Origin of the sequence: Jiella pacifica (genome assembly GCF_010500815.1) — a bacterium.
GTDB lineage: Bacteria > Pseudomonadota > Alphaproteobacteria > Rhizobiales > Rhizobiaceae > Jiella > Jiella pacifica.
In genome coordinates, this window is the sequence record NZ_JAAAMG010000007.1 from 28,024 (window position 1) to 47,698 (window position 19,675).

The 19,675-nt window shown below is 65.6% G+C and carries 20 protein-coding genes; 12 read left to right on the top strand and 8 right to left on the bottom strand.

Features of this window, described 5'->3' with window-relative positions; all coding sequences use genetic code 11:
• The first annotated feature begins 115 nt into the window (after nt 1–115).
• From GTK09_RS10280 to GTK09_RS10300, 5 genes are all read left to right on the top strand, one after another.
• A complete protein-coding gene (locus tag GTK09_RS10280; RefSeq protein WP_163463076.1) occupies nt 116–1,399 on the top strand; it encodes an imelysin family protein in 1,284 nt (427 codons plus the stop codon).
• A gap of 150 nt (nt 1,400–1,549) precedes the next feature.
• Entirely contained in the window at nt 1,550–3,043 is a 1,494-nt protein-coding gene (locus GTK09_RS10285; RefSeq protein WP_246217844.1) for a di-heme oxidoreductase family protein, read from the top strand.
• Complete coding sequence (locus GTK09_RS10290) at nt 3,040–4,212, top strand: imelysin family protein (protein ID WP_163463078.1); 1,173 nt, start codon at nt 3,040–3,042, stop codon at nt 4,210–4,212. The genes GTK09_RS10285 and GTK09_RS10290 overlap by 4 nt, the downstream gene beginning before the upstream one ends.
• Before the next feature lie 28 nt (nt 4,213–4,240).
• The gene (locus GTK09_RS10295; protein WP_163463079.1) at nt 4,241–5,365 is read left to right on the top strand and encodes a DUF1513 domain-containing protein; all 1,125 of its coding nucleotides are present in this window, start codon (nt 4,241–4,243) and stop codon (nt 5,363–5,365) included.
• A gap of 236 nt (nt 5,366–5,601) precedes the next feature.
• On the top strand, nt 5,602–6,351 hold the full coding sequence (locus tag GTK09_RS10300; protein ID WP_163463080.1) for a hypothetical protein: 750 nt from the start codon (nt 5,602–5,604) through the stop codon (nt 6,349–6,351).
• A 72-nt stretch (nt 6,352–6,423) separates the two neighbouring features.
• On the opposite strand, the gene GTK09_RS10305 is transcribed toward GTK09_RS10300, so the two are convergent.
• The 3 genes from GTK09_RS10305 to GTK09_RS10315 form a co-directional block, all read right to left on the bottom strand.
• Nucleotides 6,424–7,065 (bottom strand): MBL fold metallo-hydrolase, encoded by a 642-nt coding sequence (locus GTK09_RS10305; protein WP_163463081.1) that lies wholly within the window; start codon nt 7,063–7,065, stop codon nt 6,424–6,426.
• A 99-nt stretch (nt 7,066–7,164) separates the two neighbouring features.
• A complete protein-coding gene (locus GTK09_RS10310) occupies nt 7,165–8,391 on the bottom strand; it encodes a hypothetical protein (protein WP_246217835.1) in 1,227 nt (408 codons plus the stop codon).
• 155 nt (nt 8,392–8,546) lie between these two features.
• Nucleotides 8,547–9,218 (bottom strand): spermine/spermidine synthase domain-containing protein, encoded by a 672-nt coding sequence (locus tag GTK09_RS10315; protein WP_163463082.1) that lies wholly within the window; start codon nt 9,216–9,218, stop codon nt 8,547–8,549.
• A gap of 324 nt (nt 9,219–9,542) precedes the next feature.
• Between GTK09_RS10315 and GTK09_RS10320 the strand changes: the two genes are divergently transcribed.
• Nucleotides 9,543–10,469, top strand: coding sequence for a DMT family transporter (locus tag GTK09_RS10320; RefSeq protein WP_163463083.1), 927 nt, complete (start codon nt 9,543–9,545; stop codon nt 10,467–10,469).
• A gap of 139 nt (nt 10,470–10,608) precedes the next feature.
• Here the strand turns inward: GTK09_RS10320 and GTK09_RS10325 are convergent, their stop codons facing one another.
• The gene (locus GTK09_RS10325) at nt 10,609–11,499 is read right to left on the bottom strand and encodes a branched-chain amino acid aminotransferase (protein ID WP_163463084.1); all 891 of its coding nucleotides are present in this window, start codon (nt 11,497–11,499) and stop codon (nt 10,609–10,611) included.
• A gap of 210 nt (nt 11,500–11,709) precedes the next feature.
• On the opposite strand from GTK09_RS10325, the gene GTK09_RS10330 reads away from it, so the two are divergent.
• From GTK09_RS10330 to GTK09_RS10350, 5 genes are all read left to right on the top strand, one after another.
• A complete protein-coding gene (locus GTK09_RS10330) occupies nt 11,710–12,258 on the top strand; it encodes a MarR family winged helix-turn-helix transcriptional regulator (RefSeq protein WP_163463249.1) in 549 nt (182 codons plus the stop codon).
• Nucleotides 12,255–12,992 carry a response regulator gene (locus tag GTK09_RS10335; RefSeq protein WP_163463085.1) on the top strand — a complete coding sequence of 246 codons (738 nt, stop codon included), beginning with the start codon at nt 12,255–12,257 and terminating at the stop codon, nt 12,990–12,992. Before GTK09_RS10330 ends, GTK09_RS10335 begins: the two co-directional genes overlap by 4 nt.
• Before the next feature lie 125 nt (nt 12,993–13,117).
• Nucleotides 13,118–13,507, top strand: a complete 390-nt coding sequence (locus tag GTK09_RS10340) for a nucleotidyltransferase family protein (RefSeq protein WP_163463086.1) — start codon at nt 13,118–13,120, stop codon at nt 13,505–13,507.
• Entirely contained in the window at nt 13,504–13,917 is a 414-nt protein-coding gene (locus tag GTK09_RS10345) for a HEPN domain-containing protein (protein ID WP_163463087.1), read from the top strand. Before GTK09_RS10340 ends, GTK09_RS10345 begins: the two co-directional genes overlap by 4 nt.
• Before the next feature lie 166 nt (nt 13,918–14,083).
• Complete coding sequence (locus tag GTK09_RS10350; protein WP_163463250.1) at nt 14,084–15,469, top strand: ATP-binding protein; 1,386 nt, start codon at nt 14,084–14,086, stop codon at nt 15,467–15,469.
• Between the two features lie 51 nt (nt 15,470–15,520).
• Here GTK09_RS10350 and GTK09_RS10355 read toward each other — a convergent pair whose 3' ends face one another.
• Nucleotides 15,521–16,477: a D-2-hydroxyacid dehydrogenase gene (locus tag GTK09_RS10355; protein WP_163463088.1), complete on the bottom strand. Its 957-nt coding sequence runs from the start codon at nt 16,475–16,477 to the stop codon at nt 15,521–15,523.
• A gap of 163 nt (nt 16,478–16,640) precedes the next feature.
• Between GTK09_RS10355 and GTK09_RS10360 the strand changes: the two genes are divergently transcribed.
• Nucleotides 16,641–17,327, top strand: coding sequence for a sel1 repeat family protein (locus tag GTK09_RS10360; protein ID WP_163463089.1), 687 nt, complete (start codon nt 16,641–16,643; stop codon nt 17,325–17,327).
• 68 nt (nt 17,328–17,395) lie between these two features.
• Here GTK09_RS10360 and GTK09_RS10365 read toward each other — a convergent pair whose 3' ends face one another.
• From GTK09_RS10365 to GTK09_RS10375, 3 genes are all read right to left on the bottom strand, one after another.
• The gene (locus GTK09_RS10365) at nt 17,396–17,596 is read right to left on the bottom strand and encodes a CsbD family protein (RefSeq protein WP_163463090.1); all 201 of its coding nucleotides are present in this window, start codon (nt 17,594–17,596) and stop codon (nt 17,396–17,398) included.
• A 121-nt stretch (nt 17,597–17,717) separates the two neighbouring features.
• Nucleotides 17,718–18,506 (bottom strand): SDR family NAD(P)-dependent oxidoreductase, encoded by a 789-nt coding sequence (locus GTK09_RS10370; protein ID WP_163463091.1) that lies wholly within the window; start codon nt 18,504–18,506, stop codon nt 17,718–17,720.
• Between the two features lie 153 nt (nt 18,507–18,659).
• Nucleotides 18,660–19,673, bottom strand: coding sequence for a ligase-associated DNA damage response exonuclease (locus GTK09_RS10375; RefSeq protein ID WP_163463092.1), 1,014 nt, complete (start codon nt 19,671–19,673; stop codon nt 18,660–18,662).
• Nucleotides 19,674–19,675: the final 2 nt, after the last annotated feature.

Consider the following 19,675-nt stretch of genomic DNA (forward strand, 5'->3'; position numbering starts at 1 on the left):
TGACAGATAAACTTGACCATCATAGCCAAGATTGGGCAAACGATCCGCACACGCCAAGCTCAACTTGCCGCACCGTTCACTGGGTGTTTCCACGCCCGGGAGGAGACCTGTCGTCATGAATTCTTCCGCCCGCTCCGCAACCTTCACCCTCGTAGCCGCCGTCGCGGTGCTTTCGAGCGGGGTCGCGCTGGCCGAGGCGCCGGCCCCGAAGGCCGTGCTCGAAAACTACGCCGACATCGCGCTCGCCGGCTACGAGGACGCTCTTGCCAAGGCCAAGGAACTCGACGCGGCCACCGACGCCCTGATCGAGAAGCCGAGCGAAGCGAACTTGCAGGCCGCCCGGGACGCCTGGCGCGCCTCCCGCCCGGCCTATCAGCAGACCGAGGCCTTCCGCTTCGGCAACCCGATCGTCGACGATTGGGAAGGCCGGGTGAACGCCTGGCCGCTCGACGAGGGCCTGATCGACTATGTCGACGACAGCTACGGCGCCGAGTCCGACCAGAACTCTCTCTACACCGCCAATGTGATCGCCAACCAGACGATCACCGTCAACGGCGAGAAGGTCGACGTCTCGACGATCACGCCTGAGCTCTTGCAGGACAAGCTGCAGGAGGCCGGCGGCATCGAGGCGAACGTCGCCACCGGCTACCATGCCGTCGAATTCCTGCTCTGGGGCCAGGATCTCCACGGCACCGATGCCGGCGCCGGCGAGCGCCCCTACACCGACTATGCGACGGGCGAGGACTGCACCGGCGGCCATTGCGATCGCCGCGGCCAGTATCTCGATGCCGCAACCGACCTTCTCGTCTCCGACCTCGAAGAGATGGTCGGCAACTGGAAGGACGACGGCGCCGCTCGCAAGGCGCTGCTGGACGATCCCACGAAGGGCCTTTCGGCGATCCTCACCGGCATGGGCTCGCTCTCCTATGGCGAACTCGCCGGCGAGCGGATGAAGCTCGGCCTCCTGCTGCACGATCCGGAGGAGGAGCACGACTGCTTCTCCGACAACACCCACGTGTCGCATCTGAACGACGTTCTCGGCATCCGCAACGTCTATACCGGCAAGTACGAGCGGGTGGACGGCAAGACGGTCGAAGGCCCGGCGATCGCAGATCTCGTCGCCGCCAAGGCGCCGGAGATCGACAAGGAGATCCGCGCCGATCTCGACGACAGCGTCGAGAAGTTCGAAGCGATCGCGAAAGCCGCCGAGAACGGCGAAGCCTACGACCAGCAGATCGGCGAAGGCAACGACGAGGGCAATGCCCGCGTCCAGGCCGGCATCGACGCGCTGATCACCCAGACGAGGGCGATCGAGCGGGCCGTCGCCGCCCTCGATCTCGGCGGCGTGACCATCGAGGGTTCGGATTCGCTGGACAATACCCAGGCGGTCTTCCAGTAAGGCGCGAGAGGGGCTGGCTCCAAACGGTCGGGTGACAGAATTGCAAAGGGCCGTCCGCGGCCCTTTTCGCCATTTGCGGTCATGGCACCGCGACTACGGATGGGGACGCAAGACATGCGTTTCGCCACGAAAGTGACGCTTCTGGCCGGCATGGTCCTTCTGCCGGCTGCAATTCCGATTTCCGCCAGCTACGGCATCGACCGGCCCCTCCGGCAGGATCTCTCCAAGAAAGATCTCACCCGCGTCCGCGCCGTCACCAAGCCGACGACGGATTTTTCCGAACCGGAGAAATTCGAGGCGATGCAGGCCGGCGGCGCGACCTCGACCAAGCTGGTCAACCGTGATTCCTTCAGCCATGTCTCGGCCAACCAGACCTTCGAGGGCGAGGACCGCTTCAAGCTCGGCAACGCCCTCTTCCGCAAGCTCTGGGTCTCCTCCCCCTCCTCCACCGAGGCCTCGGACGGGCTCGGGCCGCTGTTCAACTCCCGCTCCTGCCAGTCCTGCCACCTGAAGGACGGGCGCGGCCATCCGCCGGAGCATGGCGAGCCGGCGGTCTCGATGTTCCTGCGGCTGTCGGTGCCGCCGAAGACCGAAGAGGAACGCCAGAAGCTCGCCACCCACGAATCGACGCGCATTCCCGAGCCGGCCTATGGCGGCCAGTTGCAGAACTTCGCCGTGCCCGGCCTGAAGCCCGAGGGCAAGATGGCGATCGCCTATCGTGAGGAACCCGTCACCCTCGCCGACGGCACCGTGGTGAGCCTCCGCCACCCGACCTATTCGGTCGAGGATCTCGCCTACGGCCCGATGCAAGAGGACGTGATGCTGTCGCCGCGGGTCGCGCCGCCGATGATCGGCCTCGGCCTCGTCGAGCAGATCGAGCCGGCGGACATTCTCGCCCGAGCCGACCCCAACGACGCAGATGGCGACGGCATCTCCGGCAAGGCCTCGATGGCGCGCGATCCGGACACCGGCGAACTCGTCCTCGGCCGCTTCGGCTGGAAGGCGACGACCCCCTCGATCAAGGTGCAGAGCGCCGAAGCCTTTGCCGGTGACATCGGTATCTCGACGCCGCTCGTCACCGACGCGTTCGGAGAGTGCTCGATCGCCCAGACCGTCTGCCGCGACGCACCCTCCGGCGTACAGGAGCGGCTCGGCGAGGTCGAGGCGCCGGATCCGATCCTCGGCCTCGTCACCTTCTATTCGCAGAATCTCGCCGTGCCGGCCCGCCGCGACGTCGGCGACCGGCAAGTCCTGCGCGGCAAGAAGCTGTTCTACGACGCCGGCTGCACCGCATGCCACACGCCGAAATTCGTCACCTCGAAGGACGCCCCGGACAAGGCCCAGCGCTTCCAGCTGATCTGGCCCTATTCGGATTTCCTTCTCCACGACATGGGCGAGGGCCTCGCCGACCACCGCCCCGTGGGAGACGCGTCGGGCAGCGAATGGCGCACCCAGCCGCTGTGGGGTATCGGCCTCACCGAGACGGTGAACGGCCACACCCTGTTCCTGCATGACGGACGGGCGCGTAGTCTCGCGGAAGCCATCCTGTGGCATGGCGGCGAGGCCAAGGCGTCGCGCGACGCCTATGCCGCGATGGACTCCGCCGATCGCGCCGCGCTGCACCGTTTTCTGGAGTCCTTATGAGCTTCGCCCTGATCTCCCGCCCGGCCGAGACGCATCCCCGACCGGCGCGTCGCCGGCTGCTCGCAGCCGCCTTCGCAGCCGTCTTCGCGCTGCCGCTTTCGCCCTTGTCTGCCCTCGCCCAGGAAGACGGCCCGCCCGAGATCACCAAGGCAACGCGGGAGCAGAAGCTCGACGTCGTCTGGAACACCATCGACGGTGCCATTCGCCCCGGCTACGCCGCCTTTGCCGACGCCGCCGACGAGGCGAATTCGGCAATGGGCGATCTCTGCACGCTGCCGGCCGGCGAAAATCTCGAAGGCGCGCGCGAAGCCTTCGCCGATCTCGTCCGCGCCTGGTCGCGGATCGAGTTCGTGCAGTTCGGGCCGGTGATGGAGGACAATCGCGGCGCACGCATCCTGTTCTTCCCTGATCGGCGCGGCATCGGCCTCCGGCAGGTCCAGGCGATCTTGGCCGACAAGGACGAGAGTGCCACGACGCAGGCCGGCCTTGCCGAAAAGTCCGTCGCCGTGCAGGGGCTCGGCGCCCTCGAATACGTGCTTCACGGAACCGGCGCCGACGCGCTGGCGACGAAGGACGGCGACTTCCGCTGCCGCTTCGGCAAGGCGATCACCGCCAATCTCACCAAGCTCGGCGACGCGATCACCGCGGACTGGACCAAGGATGCCGGCGGCATCGCCGAGCGGATGACGAATCCGAAGGCCAGCGATCCCGCCTATCGCACCGCCGACGATTCGCTGAAGGAGATCGTCGGCGTCTTCATCAACGGTTTCGAGGCGATCCGCGATCTCAGACTCAATCCCGGGATGGGCGAAAGCGAGAAGGCTGCGAAGCCGAAGCTCTTCCTGTTCTACAGATCCGAACTCGCCCTCGCATCACTCCGGGCGAACTTCGCCGGGATGAAGGATCTCTTCACCGTGTCGAACGTCGGCTCGCTCTTGCCCGAGACGCACGCCTATCTGAAGGATTCGATCCTCTTCGAATTCGAGAATGCCGACATGGCGCTCGGCAAGCTCTCGCCGCCGCTGACAGAGGTGGTCGGCGATACGTCGAAGCGCCAGAATCTGACCTATCTCCTGATCGTCACCGACAGCCTCCAGAGCCAGTTCGCCGGCCAGCTCTCGCCGCTGCTCGGCCTGTCGGCCGGTTTCTCCGCGCTCGACGGCGACTGAGCGAGAGCTCCAAGAAAGGAAGCGGACGATGCGCCTCTTTCCCGGAACGAAGGTCGCGCGCGGCGCCTTCCTCGACCGTCGCAGCTTCCTGATCGGTGCGGGCGCGGCCTTCGCCGCCGGCCTGTCGCCGCGGGGGGCAGAGGCCTTCGATCGGGCCGATGCGCTCTTCGGCGCCTCGTGCCTTCGCCCCGACGGCAGCTTCGGCTGCGCCGTCTTCACCGACCGCGGCGAGATCGTCTCGGCGGTCGCCCTGCCCGATCGCGGCCACGACGTCGCCTTCGACAAAGTCTCCGGCCGTGCCGTCGTTTTCGCCCGGCGCCCGCGCACCTTCGCGATCGTCTTCGATCCGACCTCCGGCGAGACCATCAAGACGCTGACCTCGCCCGAAGGCCGGCACTTCTTCGGCCACGGCTTCTTCTCGCCGGACGGGCGGCTGATGTATGCGACCGAGCACGACTACGACGCCGCCAGGGGTCTCGTCGCCGTCTACGACGTCGAGGCCGGCTATGCCCGCATCGGCGAGTTCGATGCCCACGGCATGGACACCCACGAAGCGCTGTTGATGCCGGACGGCGAGACCATCGTCATCGCCAATGGTGGCATCGAGACCCATCCGGACTATGGCAGGCAGATGCTCAACCTGCCTACCATGGAGCCCTCGATCGTCTTCCTCGATCGGAAAACCGGCGAGTTGATCGACAAGCAGCTGCTGCCGCAAGACCTCCACAAGCTGTCGCTGCATCACATCGCCATCGACGCGGGGAACCGGGTCTGGTTCGGCGGCCAGTATCAGGGCGCGGCGTCCGACGCCCCGCCGCTCGTCGGCTTCGCCGAGGCCGGCAAGCCATTGGCGCTGACCGAACTCGCCCCGACCGACCTCGCCTCTCTGGCGAACTACATCGGCTCCGTCGCGGCCAGCCGCGACGGCGAGCGCATCGCCGTCTCCTCGCCCGTCGGCGGCACCGTGATGATCCTCGAGGCGAAGACCGGCAACGTCCTCGAGCGCATCGGCCTCACCGACGGCTGCGGCCTCGCCCCGGATGGCTCAGGCTTCCTCGCCACCTCCGGCACGGGCGCCGTCCTGCGCCTGGAAGAAGACGACGACACGGCGATGGCCGACCTCGAATGGGATAACCATATCCTGGCGCTCTGACGAGCGGCCGGCATGGTCCGGCTTCCCGCCGGCCGGCAGGCTGCCGGAAGGGTGCCATCGCATCGCGATGAGAACGCCCTGACCGCACGTCCCAATTCGTTACCAGGCCGTTAACCACTGTCCCATTCTGGGGCGGAGCACTCCCATTCGTGCCATTCTGGCCCGCAATAGCCTGGCACGAAACCTGCTACTCCTCCGAAGAGTTAAGAAATCGTTACTCTTCGAAAGAGAGATCTATGGCCCGCCAGAGCCTCTTCGCCGTGACGACGATCCTCGCGGTCGCCGCGACGAGCGTGCCTTTCACCATCGAACGCGCCGGCGCGGAAGATGCCGGCCGGCAATTCGCGCAAAGCGATGCCGGCCAGCAGCGCTACCTGCGCGACGGCGGCGCCGTCCGCCTGCCATCGGAGCGCCGTTCGGGCGAACATCGCGGCGACCCGCTGAGGGCAGGCGACGTCCGCGCGGTCAACGGGATCGACCGCCTGACCGGCGGCGCCTCGACCGCCGATACGCTGCAGGAGTTCGACGAGGACAATCTCAACACCGCGCCGGACATCTATTCGACGAGCGAGCGGGAAGAGTTTCTCGAAGACGGCGGCAGCATCGATACCTCCGTTACCTATCGCGACGACGCGCCGGTGATCTATCGCGGCGGCATCCGGACCCTGCGCGGGCCCGCCGCCGGCCATTGGCGCCACGTCGTCGTCCAACCGGTGGACATCAGCAACCGCGGCTCCGTCAGCTTCCTCACCTCCGATGTCGGATACGAGCGCGGCAACCGGGGCTCCTATCGGCCCGGGCTGAACGCGCGGACCGGCAGCGTGCGGACCCTGTCGGGCCCGAAGATCATCGACGTCGAGGCCGAGCGGCTCGACCGGCGGCCGATGCCGACCTCGGGGATCGAGACGATCTGGACCGGCGGCGCTAAGATCATCCGCATTGCCAGAGACTACCGGCGCGGCGACGAGGCCGCCTCACTGAAATAACAGGACTACCGACCGGCCGATGACGCACGGCGACGCCCTCGCCGCGGACTTCGCCGGCCCGGCAGCCGCGCATCAGAGCAGGAACGGATTGGTCCGCCGCTCGTCGCCGATGCGGCTTCCCGGCCCATGGCCACAGAGGAAGCCGACGTCGTCCCCGAGCGGCAGCACCTTTTCCTTGATCGACCTGAGAAGCGTCGCATGGTCGCCGCCCGGCAAGTCCGTGCGGCCGATCGAGCCAGCGAACAGCACGTCGCCGAGATGGGCGAACTTCGCCGCGCGATGGAAGAAGATCACATGCCCCGGTGCATGGCCGGGCGTGTGGAAAACCTCGAAGGAATGGCTGCCGAAGGAAAGCGTCTCGCCCTCCTCCAGCCAGCGGTCGGGCGTGCAGTTTTTCATGCCGCCGCCGAGGCCGAACATCTTCGACTGCTCCTCGATCGAGCAAAGCAGCATCTGGTCGTCCTCGTGCGGGCCGACGATGGGAACGCCGGTCAGCGCCTTGAGGTCCATCGCCCCGCCGGCATGGTCGAGATGGCCATGGGTGAGCCAGATCTCCTTCAGCGCGATCCCGAGTACCTTCAACGCGGCAAAGACCTGATCGGCATCGCCGCCGGGATCGATCACCACCCCGACCTTGTCGTCGGCGTCGAACAGGATGCAGCAATTCTGCTGGAACGGGGTGACCGGGACGATCTGGGCGCTGAGTTGGGTCATCGGCGTCCTTTCACTCATGGGCGGATGATTTTCATCGCGCGACGCGTTTACCGAAATGCACACCCTTGCATAATGCTCAAGAGGTGCTCGCGAGGCCGCCTAGCCTCCCCGGGTCTCGGCGTCCGCCACAGCAGATCTTATCATTGGCCGCAATACATTGATGAATGCGTTGACGCGTTCTCGAAGCCACTCGAACGCTGCAGAACGAGCCTCTGCCTGTTCCAGAGGCCCGGTCGCCAATGAATCGATAATCCGCGGCCGGTGGTACCGGTCTTGCTCCCTCCGGACGTGACCGCCAAGCTCTGTTTCGACGGCCTGCCAGTTCTCGACCACTGCAAACATAGCCGCTTCACCGGGTGTATCGCGCTGCGCCGAGAGAAAAATGCCCACCTCCGATTTCCTGATGTCGCGGTAGACTGTCAACCAACAGCTCCCGCCAGGTGCGGGTAGAGAAAACGCCAGATAGCCCAAGCGAGCCGGATTTGGGATTGGCTGCTCGGGATCATCAAGCTTCAACCCCGTGAGAAACTCTTTCCAGAATTGTTGCTGTGCCGTCCCGAGGGCAAGGCGTTCGGGATCGATCTCCGCTCCGTCTGCCTCGGCCCCGATCTCGTTGAGTTTGTAACCATCGGGTAGTGAGACGACCTCACGGGTGAGATTTACCGTGCGGGCCAAGAGCCGCGGAACGACCAAGCGAGCGCCATCCGGCATTCTGTAGATCGGCAACTCGACCAAGCCGAGTGAGAAGTGAAGACCAGCGTAGCGTTGAATATATTCGGTGATCGCTTCGACGCCTTCACGAATTCCATCGCCGACGATCAGCAGGAGAAACCGGCCGTTCCGGAGGTTTCGAGTCAGCGAATCGTTGAAGGTCACCTCATCGACATCCTGTGACACCTTTTGAACCAGCGCGAAGAGCGAGTTGCCTTGCAATCCCAGCCGCTTGTTTACCTCACGCTGCATATCGGAAGAGGACCAACGACTTAGCTCCTTGGCATAGTCGAGAATCTGCCCGACGACTTCTCTTCGGCCTTCCGGGTTTCGCCAAAGTTTGCATTCCACGATCACCGGCAGCCCGGAGGGGGTGACCATCAAATTATCAATAGCGCCGGCAGGGGTGTAAAGTTCGCGACAAATTGGCACCGGGCCCTCGAAGGTCGCATCGATCTCCGAAATTGGCAGGCACTCGGGAAATTGGTGTACCAGAGCCTGTATGTCCGCTTCGCTGACGGCGCCGATGCGTTCAACGAGGGAGATCGGTTCCAGCGTCGCTGCCTTCGAAGCACCTTGGCCGAGGAAAACAGGGCTGCGTTGCTGCCGCGTCAAAATAGACTCCAATATGCAGAAGTGACGGCCATCACTAAGCGGCCACAGCCTTGAATATCAGCTATTTAGAGTTGCCGAAAGAGAGTTGCGGGTTGCTTTCGAAGCTTCCGCGTCAATCGTCCCAAGGCACATCGTTGCCGCACCGAAGGCCGGGCTTATTTCACCCCGAACCAGATCAGGTGCCGCGCCCCTCGCTTGCCGCGGTGGGCCTTGACGCGGATCTCTTCCACCGCGAAGCCGCCGCGCCTGAACCTTGCGGCGAAGCGCTCGTCGGGCCCTTGCGACCAGACTGCAAGGACGCCGCCGGACTTCAGCGCCCGGCGCGCCTCGCCGAGCCCTTTGCCCGTATAGAGCGCGTCATTGGCATCGCTGGTCAGCCCCTCCGGCCCGTTGTCGACGTCGAGCAGGATTGCGTCGAAGCGTGATGTCGCCTCGCCGATGACCGCCGCGACGTCGCGGACGACGATCTCGACACGCGGATCGTCGAGGCTGCCGGCATGGAGGTGCGCCATCGGCCCGCGGGCCCATTCCACCACGGCGGGCACCAGCTCGACGACGACGATGCGGGCGTCAGCGGGAGCGACGGCGAGAAGCGCGCGCAGGGTAAAACCCATGCCGAGGCCGCCGACGAGGATGGTCGGCGACGGGCGCCCGGCGATCTTCTCGACCGAGAGCTTCGCCAGCGCCTCTTCCGAGCCCGACAGCCGGCTGTTCATCAGCTCGATCCGCCCCAGCATGATCGAATACTCAGTGCCGCGGCGCATCAGCTTCATATCGCCGCTGGCGCCGGGGATCTGCGTCGTCGCGAGGTGTTCCCAGGGGATCATCGGCAAAGGTCTTCGTCATTGGAGGATCGCATCGGCCGCTCGGCCACATTGCAAGCCGCCCTCTTGTCATCGAAACGGCTGCACTGCCAAGGGGTGCGGTGTCGATTCGCCCGCCCGCCCATCCCGCCGGCCGATCCCGGCGAGGTCCCTGACATTCTGTCACGATTGCAGTTGCCGCCCGCCGCAAAGCGCCATAGAGCTCGCGCCGGGCGTGCACTTTCATCAAGCAGTCTGCTAGCCAGAGCCTTCGGCCGATCCGGCGCCCGGATTGGCTGCGGCGACCAGCGTCGCCGGCCACTGGCACGCAGGAAATCGAGCCGAACGATGACCGCCCGCATCCATTCCGCCGCCCCGCTCGTCGGCACCGTCACCCTCGGCGTCGTCCTGATGCTGATCGGCGACTTCATGTTCGCGCTGAACGACGCCATGGGCAAATGGCTGGTCGCCAGCTTCTCGGTCGGGCAGATCCTGCTCATCCGTTCGCTGGGGGCGTTTCTGATCCTCGGGCCGCTGCTCGTGCGCCAGGGCAAGGCCGCCCTGTTCAAGGCCGAGCGGCCGTGGCTCCAGGCGGCTCGCACAGCATGCGCCACGGCCGATACCGGCCTGTTCTACGCCGCCGTCGCGACCATGCCACTTGCCGACGTCATGACCTTCTACATGGCCGGGCCGATCTACGTCGCGGCGATCTCCCACGTCTTTCTCGGCGAAAAGGTCGGCTGGCGGCGCTGGCTGGCGATCATCGTCGGCTTCGCCGGCGTGGTCGTCGCGCTGCAGCCCTCCTCGGCCTCCCTCTCTCTCGCCTCGCTCTTCGCCTTCTTCGGCAGCATCACCTTCGCCATGACGCTGATCCTCGCCCGGACGCTGCGCAAGACCAGCGACGCGACCCTGGTCGGCTGGCAGACGCTCGCCGCTCTCGTCGCCGGGGCCGTCATGACGTTGGCTACGACATGGGTGACGCCTTCGGCCCTCGATCTCGGCGCCCTGCTGCTGCTCGGCATCGTCTCCTGTTCGGCCCACATGCTGATCACCCGCGCCCTGAAGCTCGCCCCCGCCTCGACGCTGGCGCCGCTGCAATACACGCTGCTGCTGTGGGCCGCGGTGTTCGGCTTCGTCTTTTTCGGCAATCTGCCGACGCCGCAGGTGCTCGTCGGCGCGGTGATCATCATCGTCGCCGGCCTCTTCCTGATCCATCGCCAGAAAGTGGTCGACGACGGCGTTCCGCCGAAGACCGTGCCGCGCACACTGCATTGAGGTGCCGCGCGGCCGGCGGTATGCTTCGTCGGCGTCCGCGTCAGGGGCGTCGCAGGCGGGAAGATACCGGGAATGAGAACGGGCCCCCGCCGATCCGGCAGAAGCCCGTCGTTTTTCTTCGAATTGCAATCGGCCTTGCTTATTCCGCCGCCGCACGCTTTGGCATCACCTCGTCGGCATAGTCGTCGACCAGACGCTTGGAGATCGCCCCCGGCGTGAACCGCCAGTCGGCGATCTCCGAGACCGGGGTCACCTCGGCGGCGGTGCCGGTGAGGAAGCACTCGGAAAAGCCCGACAGCTCCTCCGGCATGATCGCCCGCTCGACCACTTCGATGCCGCGGCGTTTCGCAAGGTCGATGACCGTGCGCCGGGTGATGCCGTCGAGGAAGCAGTCGGCCGTCGGCGTGTGGATGACGCCGTCCTTGACGAAGAAGACGTTGGCGCCGGTCGCCTCGGCCACCCGGCCGCGCCAGTCGAGCATGAGGGCGTCGGCGTAACCCTTCGCCTCGGCCGCATGCTTGGAGATGGTGCAGATCATGTAGAGGCCGGCCGCCTTCGACTTCGACGGCGCGGTCATCGGGTCCGGCCGGCGATATTGCGCGAGATCGAGCCGGATGCCCTTCATCTTCTGCTCGGGGTCGAAATAGCTCGGCCACTGCCAGCTGGCGATGGCGACGTTGATGCGATTGTTCTGGGCGGAAACGCCCATCATCTCCGAGCCGCGCCAGGCGATCGGCCTGACATAGGCGTCGGAAAGGCCCTGGCGGGACAACAGCTCGTTCGTCGCCGCGTCGATCTCGTCGGCGGTGTAAGGCACCTTGAAGCCGAGGATCCGCCCCGATTCGATCAGCCGATCGGTGTGGGCGCGCAGCTTGAAGACCTCGCCGCCATAGGCGCGCTCGCCTTCGAAGACGGCGCTCGCATAGTGCAGACCGTGCGTCAGGACGTGGATCTTGGCGTCCTTCCAGGCGACGAACTCGCCGTTGAACCAGATTTCGCCATCGAGTTGATCGAATGGAACCGCGCTCATGGTGTTTCCAGCGCCACTAGCCGGGCGCTCTCCCTAGATTGCCGTTGGACGTGGCATCACACTGCGGGCAGAATTGACGCGGACGCAATGCGAAAGGACGGCGATTGATGATATCTGCTCGGTGCCGCGAAGCGGTATCGCGCGGTTTCCACATCCAGAATGCCGGTGTAACAATAAACGAAAATTACGTCAATGGTGCTGACCTATCTTATGGACATTCCGGCCGTTCGAAGCGAGGCGGCACGCGAAGGCGAGCGCGCCATCGTGCGTGATCCGCTGCCGACGCAGGGCCTGCTCGACTTCCGCGTCATCGAGCTGTTCTTCTTCGCCTATCGGGAATTCACCGCGGATGCCGATTCGATCCTCGAGCGTTACGGCTTCGGCCGGGCGCATCACCGGGTCCTGCATTTCGTCAACCGCGATCCGGGCCTGACCATCGCCGAACTCCTGGAGATCCTGCAGATCACCAAGCAATCGCTGTCGCGGGTCTTGCGTCAGCTGATCGACGAGGATTTCATCTGCCAGCTTCCCGGCGACGAAGACCGGCGCCAGCGCCGGCTGTATCCGACGAAGAAGGGGCGCGCGCTGGCGGTCGAACTCTCCGAGGCGCAGGCCCGCCGCATCGACGCCTCGCTCGCCAAGACCACGGACGAGGACATGCGGCCGATCGCCTCCTTCCTGAAGGCCATGGCATCCGATCGCGCCTCCGCCCGCGACTGGTTCGAGCGCAAGGACATCACGTGGAAAGATCCGGAATGACCGAGCTCGAGCCCGAGACCGAAAGCATCGCAGAGATCGTCCCGAACGGCATCGGCGACGACGCCCCGCACATTCTCATCGTCGACGACGACCGGCGTATCCGCTCGCTGCTCTCCCGCTTCCTCGCCGAAAAGCGCTTCCGCGTCTCGGTCGCCGCAGACGCCGCCGAGGCGCGGCGGATCCTTTCCGGCCTCGACTTCGATCTGGTCGTCGTCGACGTGATGATGCCGGGCGAGAACGGCATCGACCTCGTCCGCTCGATCCGCAAGACCCGCGACGCGCCGATCCTGATGCTGACCGCCCGCTCGGAGACCGAACACCGGATCGAGGGGCTGGAGGCCGGCGCCGACGACTATCTGCCCAAGCCCTTCGACCCGCGCGAACTCCTGCTGCGGATCAACAACATCCTGAAACGCGGCGGCCCGCAGCCGGTGACGAAGCTCGAACACGTCCGCTTCGGGCCCTTCACCTTCTCGCTTTCCAAGCGCGAACTGAAGCGCGGCGCGGAGATCATCCGCCTGACCGAACGCGAACAGGAAATCATGGCGCAGTTCGCCGCCAAGGCCGGGGAAACCATCCCGCGGCTGGAGCTCCTCGGGGAGGAGAGCGAGGTGGGCGAGCGCACCGTCGACGTCCAGATCAACCGGCTGCGGCGCAAGATCGAGCAGGACCCGACCAACCCGATGTGGCTGCAGACGGTGCGCGGCATCGGTTATCGGCTGAACATCGATTGAAGGGGCGGCGTCGGCGGCGGGTCATGCTTCGAAGTCGAAATCGTCGTCGAGATCTGGTTGCCGTTTGGACCGATCGCCAATTCGGAATATGTTAGTGATATCGGCATCGACGGAGAGTGAGGATCATGACGGATACCGATCATCACTCCAGCGGCCGCAGCTGGAGCAGTGACGAAACCCGGCAGTTGAGACGAGCTGCCGAGCACTTGGCAGCTCGTACGGGTGCCGAAGCAGTCGTATTGTTCGGCAGCCGGGCTCGCGGCGACAACGCTCAAGACAGCGATTGGGACCTTTGCGTGATCCTTCCCGACGACGTAGAACCGGGACGGTACAACGCCGTGAATCTGTGGCTCGAGGCTTCGAACTTCGGGCTCCCCATCCAGGTTTTCCCGATCCGCCGATCAGCCTTTATCGAGCGATCGTCGGACATCAACAGCTTGAGCCACGATGTCCTGAGAGACGGTCTTCCAATCGTCGGACGCTTGGAAGGCGCTTATCGAATCGAGGCGGCGTGAACGCAAAGGAATGGATCAGGAAAGCGGACGGGGACCTCGACGCAGTTCGCAGGTCGCTCGTCCCAGACCCGGACATCAACGAAGAGGTTGCAGCCTACCATATCCAGCAGGCAGCGGAAAAACTCCTGAAGGCGGCCTTGGTCCACCATGGAATCGCCTATCCTCGCGGATCCGGTGGTCATGATCTCCGGTTGTGCGCGAAACTCCTTCCGGTCAACTTTGAGCTTCGCCATGAAGCTGGCATTCTCGTGCCATTTTCTCCGTGGGGCACGGCCTTCCGATATCCTGACGATGATCCGGCAACAGCTGCGCCGCTGCCGACAAGGTCCGAACTCGAGTCTGCGTCGATCGCTGTCGGCAATTTCCGTGACAGATTGGTCAACCTGATCGACCCGGCTCAGGAATCATAGCCGCGGACTGAGATTTGGGACGTTCGAGCCAAGGCTCGCCTTTCACCGTTTGGCGTTTCCCCCCATGACCCTGATCGACCGCCTCTTTCGAACGCGCCACCGACGCTCCGGGGCGCCCAGCCTGCGCGAGATGCGCCGGCGGCTGCCGGCGGAGCGCATCGCCCGCATGTTCGAGGCGCTGGTCAGCCGCCGGCCGCGTCGGATCGATCCCTGGCAGGGGCCGCTCCGGCCGATTCCCCGGATCATCCGGCGCTTCCTGCCGAAGGGGCTCTATGCCCGCTCGCTGATCATCATCATCGCGCCGATGGTGCTGCTTCAGTGCGTCGTCACCGTCGTCTTCATGGAACGGCACTGGGCGATGGTCACCGAGCGTCTGTCCCAGGCCGTGGTGCAGGACATCGGGGCGGTGGTCGACCTGATCGAACGCAACCGGACGGACGGCAACTTCGACGAGATCCTCGACGTCGCCCAGCGCCGGCTCGACCTCAACGTCTCGCTGCTGCCGCAGGGCGAGCTTCCGCCGCCGGCGCCGAAGCCGTTCTTCAACATCCTCGACGGGATCCTCTCCGACGAACTGACGAAGCAGATCGGACGGCCGTTCTGGATCGACACGGTCGGCAATTCCAAGATCGTCGAAATCCGAATCCGCCTCGACGAGGGAATTCTCCGCGTCTTCGCGCCGCGCAATTCCGCCTATGCGTCGAATACCCACATCTTTCTGATCTGGATGGTCGGCACCTCGCTGGTACTGCTGCTGATCGCCGTCCTGTTCCTGCGCAACCAGATCCGGCCGATCCAGGCGCTCGCCGCCGCGGCGGACGATTTCGGCCGGGGCAAGCCGATGCCGCCGGAGTTCCGGCCGCGGGGTGCGTCCGAAGTGCGCCAGGCCTCCGTCGCCTTCATCCAGATGCGCGACCGCATCGAGCGCCAGATCGAACAGCGCACGCGCATGCTGAACGGCGTCAGCCACGACCTGCGCACCGTCCTCACCCGCTTTCGCCTGCAACTGGCGCTTCTCGGCGAGGGCGAGGATCAGGACGCGCTGAACTCCGACATCGACGAGATGCAGCGCATGCTCGAAGGCTATCTCGCCTTCGCCAAGGGTGAGGCCGGCGAGGACGTCGGCGAGATCGACCTCGAACCTTTGCTGGAGCGTTATCAGGCCGAGGCTGAACTGAAGGGCAAGTCCCTCACCTACGAGATCAACGGCGATTCCCGTGTCACCGTCAGGCCGGACGCCTTCACCCGGATGATCTCCAACCTCGTCGCCAACGCCATCCGCCACAGCGATGCGGTGCGGGCGACCGTCAGCCACGATTCCCGCTGGCTCTCCATCGCCATCGAGGACGACGGTCCGGGGATCGACCCGGAGCAGCGCGAGGCGGTGTTCAAGCCCTTCGTCCGGCTCGACACGGCGCGCAATCTCGACGCCGGCGGTACCGGCCTCGGCCTCGCCATCGCCCGGGACATCGCCCGGGCCCATGGCGGCGACATCCTGTTGTCGGACAGCGCCCTCGGCGGCCTCAGGGCGCTCATCCGTATCCCGGCGTGAGAGGCAAACCAGCAAACGGGCGGCGACGGAGCCAGCTGGCGCACCAATCCTTCACACCACCCGCCGCACCGGTTCGCCCGCGACGAACCTGTCGATGCTCTCGACGACCTGGCGCCAGACCTCGCCTTGCGCGTCGTTGCTGGCCCAGGCGACATGCGGAGTGACGATGACGTTCGGGCGGCCGAGAACCTTCAGCAGCGGATTGTCCGGGGCGGGCGGTTCCTTGGTGAGGACGTCGAAGCCGAAGCCGGCGATCAGCCCCGCCTCCAGCGCCTGGACGAGATCCGCCTCGTCGACGAGACCGCCGCGCGAGGTGTTGATGATCAGGGGCTTCTTCTTCATCAGCCGGAACTCCGGCATGGCGATCGCCCCCTTCGTGTGCGGCGTCAGGGGCGCGTGGAGGGTGATGACGTCGGCGGTCTCGATCACCTCCTCGAAGGGCGTGTAGAGCGGCCCCATCCCCGAAACGCCCTTGTGGGCGGCAAACATCACCTCCATGCCGAAGGCTCTCGCCCGCCTCGCCACACCCTGACCGATGACGCCCTCGCCGATGATGCCGATCCGGCGGCCGGCAAGATCGAAGATCGGGTGGTTGAAGAAGCAGAACTGCCCGGCCTTCTGCCAGGCTCCGTCGATCACGTCCTGCCTGTAGCCGGGGAGCGAGCGCGAGAGGGCGAGGATCAGCGCCATCGCGTGATCCGGCACGGTGTTTTCGGCGTAGCCGCGCACGTTGGAAACCGGAATGCCCCGCTCGCGGCAGGCCTCGACGTCGATCACGTCGTAGCCCGTCGCCGCGACGGTGACGAATTTCAGATCGGGCAGCTTTTCCAGGACGTCGCGACGGATCGGCACCTTGTTGGTCACCGCGATCGTCGCGCCGGCAAGCCGCTCGACCACCTCCTCGGGCCCAGTCGCGGCATATTCGACCCACTCGTGCTCGGCCGACGGCTTGTTCAGCGCAATGTCGGGGCCGATGGTCTGGCGGTCGAGAAAGACGATCTTGGTCATGCGGCGCGTCCTCCGGTCTCATGGATGCTGTCAGGCTCCGTAGTGCCGGATCACTCGAAGCCTGTCTATCGCAAGAGCACGAGGCGGTGCCGGGACAAGGATGGCGTTTAGCTCAGTGTTCACGAATTTCGAGGACAGTCTCTGAGAGGGAGCGAGGGCGGAGATGACGCAGAGGAGGGAACGAGCCGGGCAAGACGCGAGCGCCCCCGTGCCGGTCGCTCCGGCATCGCGCCCCATGCCCGCCCGGCGGATCATCAGCCCACGCGGCGCCCGCTTCGTCGGTCTCTTCATGCTGTCGGCTTTTGCCTTTCCGCCCGGAGCAGTCCCTGCTCTTCCGCGCAGCGCCAGCGTCGAAGCAACGGCGGGGGGCGTCCATGTGGCGCTCCTCGGTGCTGGACCCGGCTGCCTCCACAAGGCCGGCAACGGTATTCTCGTCACCATCGGCGATCATCGGATCGTCGTTTCGCCGGAGGGGATCCGGTTCGACGGAGCCGAGACTCGTCTCGCCGGCCTTCGCAACGTCGTCGTCGATGCCAGCGGCTGGGGGCTCAACGTCGCGGCCGATGGCAGGACGGTCGTCGCAATCGACCAGCTCAGCGCCCTCGAGGAAGCCGCGGCGAGGGGAAACACCTTTGCGATGAACGATCTTGCGGTCCGACTTGCCACCGGCGACGGCCTTGTCCGCGACCTCGACCGAGCCGAAAGCCTTTACCGGCGGGCAGCCGAAGCCGGATTGGCACTCGCCGCAAGCAACCTCGCAGCGCTGCGTAGGACCGGTGTCGGCCAGCCGGGCGTGGCATCGCCCGGTTCCATGCCGCCGTCTTCGCCGATCGACAGCGACGGGCAATAGAAAAGGCCCCGCAGCGGGTGCGGGGCCTTGAATGTGCCTTCGCGCGACGTCGCCGCGCTTGGCCGCGCCTACTGGCGGCCTTTGACCCAGTCGTCGATCTGGCGCTCGGCCTCTTCCTTCTCGATGCCGTACTGCTCCTGCAGACGGCCGGCGAGGATGTCCTTGTTGCCGTCGATCCTGTCCATGTCGTCGTCGGTCAGCTTGCCCCACTGCTGTTTGGCGGAGCCCTTGTACTGCTTCCACTGGCCCTGGATCTGATCCCAATTCATCGCGTCGTCTCCTTTGTCTTTCGAGAGGTGACATTCGCAGGACAAACGCGGCGATCACGGGAGTGTTCCGTGAAATCTCGGCAACCGGAACAGCCCGCGGCAATGCCGCTCGATGAGCCGGTCAGACTGTCTTCAGCATCCCACCGTCGACGAAATAGGTGGAGCCGACAGAGTAGCTGGCCTTGTCCGAGCACAGGAAGACGAAGAAATGCGCCATCTCCTCGGGCGAGGCGAAGCGCTTGATGTCGGCGTATTCCTCCGCGACGCCCTGAAGATGGCCTTCCCAGTCGCCGCCGGTATCGGCGGTCAGCTGCTTGGCGGTCTTCATCCAGTCGGGCGTCAGCACCAAGCCGGGATTGACGCAGTTGACCCGGATGCCCTCGCCGATCACCTCGGTCGCGAGGTTCTTGGAAAACATCATCAGCGCCGCCTTGGTGACGTTGTAGATCGGCTCGTAGGACAAGGGCTGGACGGCGCAGATCGAGGCGTTGTTGAGGATCACCCCGCCGCCCTTCGCCCGCATCTGCGGCACGAGCCCGCGAGACAGCCGCACCGCCGCCATGACGTGGAGATCCCAATAGGCCTGCCACTTCTCGTCCGGCGCCTGCATGATCGTCTCGTTGGAGCCGGTGCCGGCATTGTTGATCAGAATGTCCGCGCCGCCGAACTCACCCGCCGCGGCGATCACCGCGTCCGTGCCGGCAAGGGTCGCAACGTCCGCCGCGACGCCGAGAGCACGGACGCCATGAGCGGCGGCGATCCGGGCGGCCTCCGCTTCGGCCCGCTCCTTGCCCCGCGCGGCGAGAACGACGTCGGCACCTTCCGCGGCCAAGCCTTCGGCCACTGCCAGCCCGATGCCGACCGAGCCGCCGGTGACGACCGCGACCTTGCCCTTCAATCCGAGATCCATGATGCGTTTCCTCCGCGCGTTTTTTTTCGAAATCGTCGAGGACCGGGAAGGTATCCGATTCGGCGGAGCGGCGAACTCTCCCGCCAAGGGCTCGATCAAGGAAGTGGAGCGGCTCGCGTTCACTCCCGTGAACCCGCCGCCACTGAGGCCGCCCTACTCCGCCTCGTCCTCGTAGCCGACGAGATGCAGCGGTTTTGCCCGCATCTGGCGCAGCTCGCACCAGCGCAGCAGCGCCTCCTCCCGGCCATGCGTCACCCAGACCTCCCGCGGCGCCAGTTCGTCCAGCGTCTCGGTCAGTTCGTCCCAGTCGCAATGGTCGGAGATGATAAGCGGCAGCTCGACGCCGCGCTGGCGGGCCCTCTGACGCACCCGCATCCAGCCGGAAGCAAAGCTCGCCACCGGATCGGGGAAGCGCCGCGCCCATTTGTCGGCAAAGGCCGAGGGCGGCCCGACGATCACCGCGCCGGAAAAATCGCCCTTCTTCCCACCCTCGACGGTCGCCGGTTTGAGGACGCCGAGATCGATCCCTTGGCTCTGATAGTAGTCGCAGAGCTTCTTCAGGGCGCCGTGGATGTAGATCGGCTCGTCGTAGCCCGCATCCCGCAGGTGCTTGATGACCCGCTGCGCCTTGCCCAGCGCATAGGCGCCGACGAGATGCGCCCGCTCGGGAAAGTGCCTCAGCGAATCGAGCAGCTTGCCGATCTCTGCGACCGTATCGGGATGGCGGAACACCGGCAGCGCGAAGGTCGCCTCGGTGATGAAGACATCGCAGGGGACCGGTTCGAAGGAGAGGCATGTCGGGTCGGCGCGGCGCTTGTAGTCGCCTGAGGCGACGATGCGCGTGCCCTTCCAATCCACGGCGATCTGGGCCGAGCCGAGGACGTGGCCCGCCGGGTGGAACGACACCGTGACGTCGCCGATCCGGATTTTCTCGCCGAGTTCGGCCACCTGCCGTTCGGCGCAAAACTCCTCCCCGTAGCGCAGCGCCATGATGTCGAGCGTCTGACCCGTCGCCATCACCCTGGCGTTGCCGGGCCGCGCGTGGTCGGCATGGCCATGGGTGACGAGGGCCCGCTCGACCGGGCGAACGGGATCGATGTAGAAATCGCCGGGCGGGCAGTAGAGGCCCTCGGGCATCGGGCGCAGCAGGTCTTCGGGTCTGATCATGC

Bases quoted from the DNA above. Each gene is read 5' to 3' on its own strand.
- GTK09_RS10350 (WP_163463250.1), top strand. From the start codon at position 14,084: ATGTTCGAGGCGCTGGTCAGCCGCCGGCCGCGTCGGATCGATCCCTGG.
- GTK09_RS10370 (WP_163463091.1), bottom strand. From the start codon at position 18,506: ATGGATCTCGGATTGAAGGGCAAGGTCGCGGTCGTCACCGGCGGCTCG.
- GTK09_RS10375 (WP_163463092.1), bottom strand. From the start codon at position 19,673: ATGATCAGACCCGAAGACCTGCTGCGCCCGATGCCCGAGGGCCTCTAC.
- GTK09_RS10325 (WP_163463084.1), bottom strand. From the start codon at position 11,499: ATGAGCGCGGTTCCATTCGATCAACTCGATGGCGAAATCTGGTTCAAC.
- GTK09_RS10355 (WP_163463088.1), bottom strand. From the start codon at position 16,477: ATGACCAAGATCGTCTTTCTCGACCGCCAGACCATCGGCCCCGACATT.
- GTK09_RS10320 (WP_163463083.1), top strand. From the start codon at position 9,543: ATGACCGCCCGCATCCATTCCGCCGCCCCGCTCGTCGGCACCGTCACC.
- GTK09_RS10305 (WP_163463081.1), bottom strand. From the start codon at position 7,065: ATGACCCAACTCAGCGCCCAGATCGTCCCGGTCACCCCGTTCCAGCAG.
- GTK09_RS10300 (WP_163463080.1), top strand. From the start codon at position 5,602: ATGGCCCGCCAGAGCCTCTTCGCCGTGACGACGATCCTCGCGGTCGCC.
- GTK09_RS10315 (WP_163463082.1), bottom strand. From the start codon at position 9,218: ATGATCCCCTGGGAACACCTCGCGACGACGCAGATCCCCGGCGCCAGC.
- GTK09_RS10330 (WP_163463249.1), top strand. From the start codon at position 11,710: ATGGACATTCCGGCCGTTCGAAGCGAGGCGGCACGCGAAGGCGAGCGC.
- GTK09_RS10280 (WP_163463076.1), top strand. From the start codon at position 116: ATGAATTCTTCCGCCCGCTCCGCAACCTTCACCCTCGTAGCCGCCGTC.
- GTK09_RS10295 (WP_163463079.1), top strand. From the start codon at position 4,241: ATGCGCCTCTTTCCCGGAACGAAGGTCGCGCGCGGCGCCTTCCTCGAC.
- GTK09_RS10365 (WP_163463090.1), bottom strand. From the start codon at position 17,596: ATGAATTGGGATCAGATCCAGGGCCAGTGGAAGCAGTACAAGGGCTCC.
- GTK09_RS10360 (WP_163463089.1), top strand. From the start codon at position 16,641: ATGACGCAGAGGAGGGAACGAGCCGGGCAAGACGCGAGCGCCCCCGTG.
- GTK09_RS10340 (WP_163463086.1), top strand. From the start codon at position 13,118: ATGACGGATACCGATCATCACTCCAGCGGCCGCAGCTGGAGCAGTGAC.
- GTK09_RS10290 (WP_163463078.1), top strand. From the start codon at position 3,040: ATGAGCTTCGCCCTGATCTCCCGCCCGGCCGAGACGCATCCCCGACCG.
- GTK09_RS10335 (WP_163463085.1), top strand. From the start codon at position 12,255: ATGACCGAGCTCGAGCCCGAGACCGAAAGCATCGCAGAGATCGTCCCG.
- GTK09_RS10285 (WP_246217844.1), top strand. From the start codon at position 1,550: ATGGTCCTTCTGCCGGCTGCAATTCCGATTTCCGCCAGCTACGGCATC.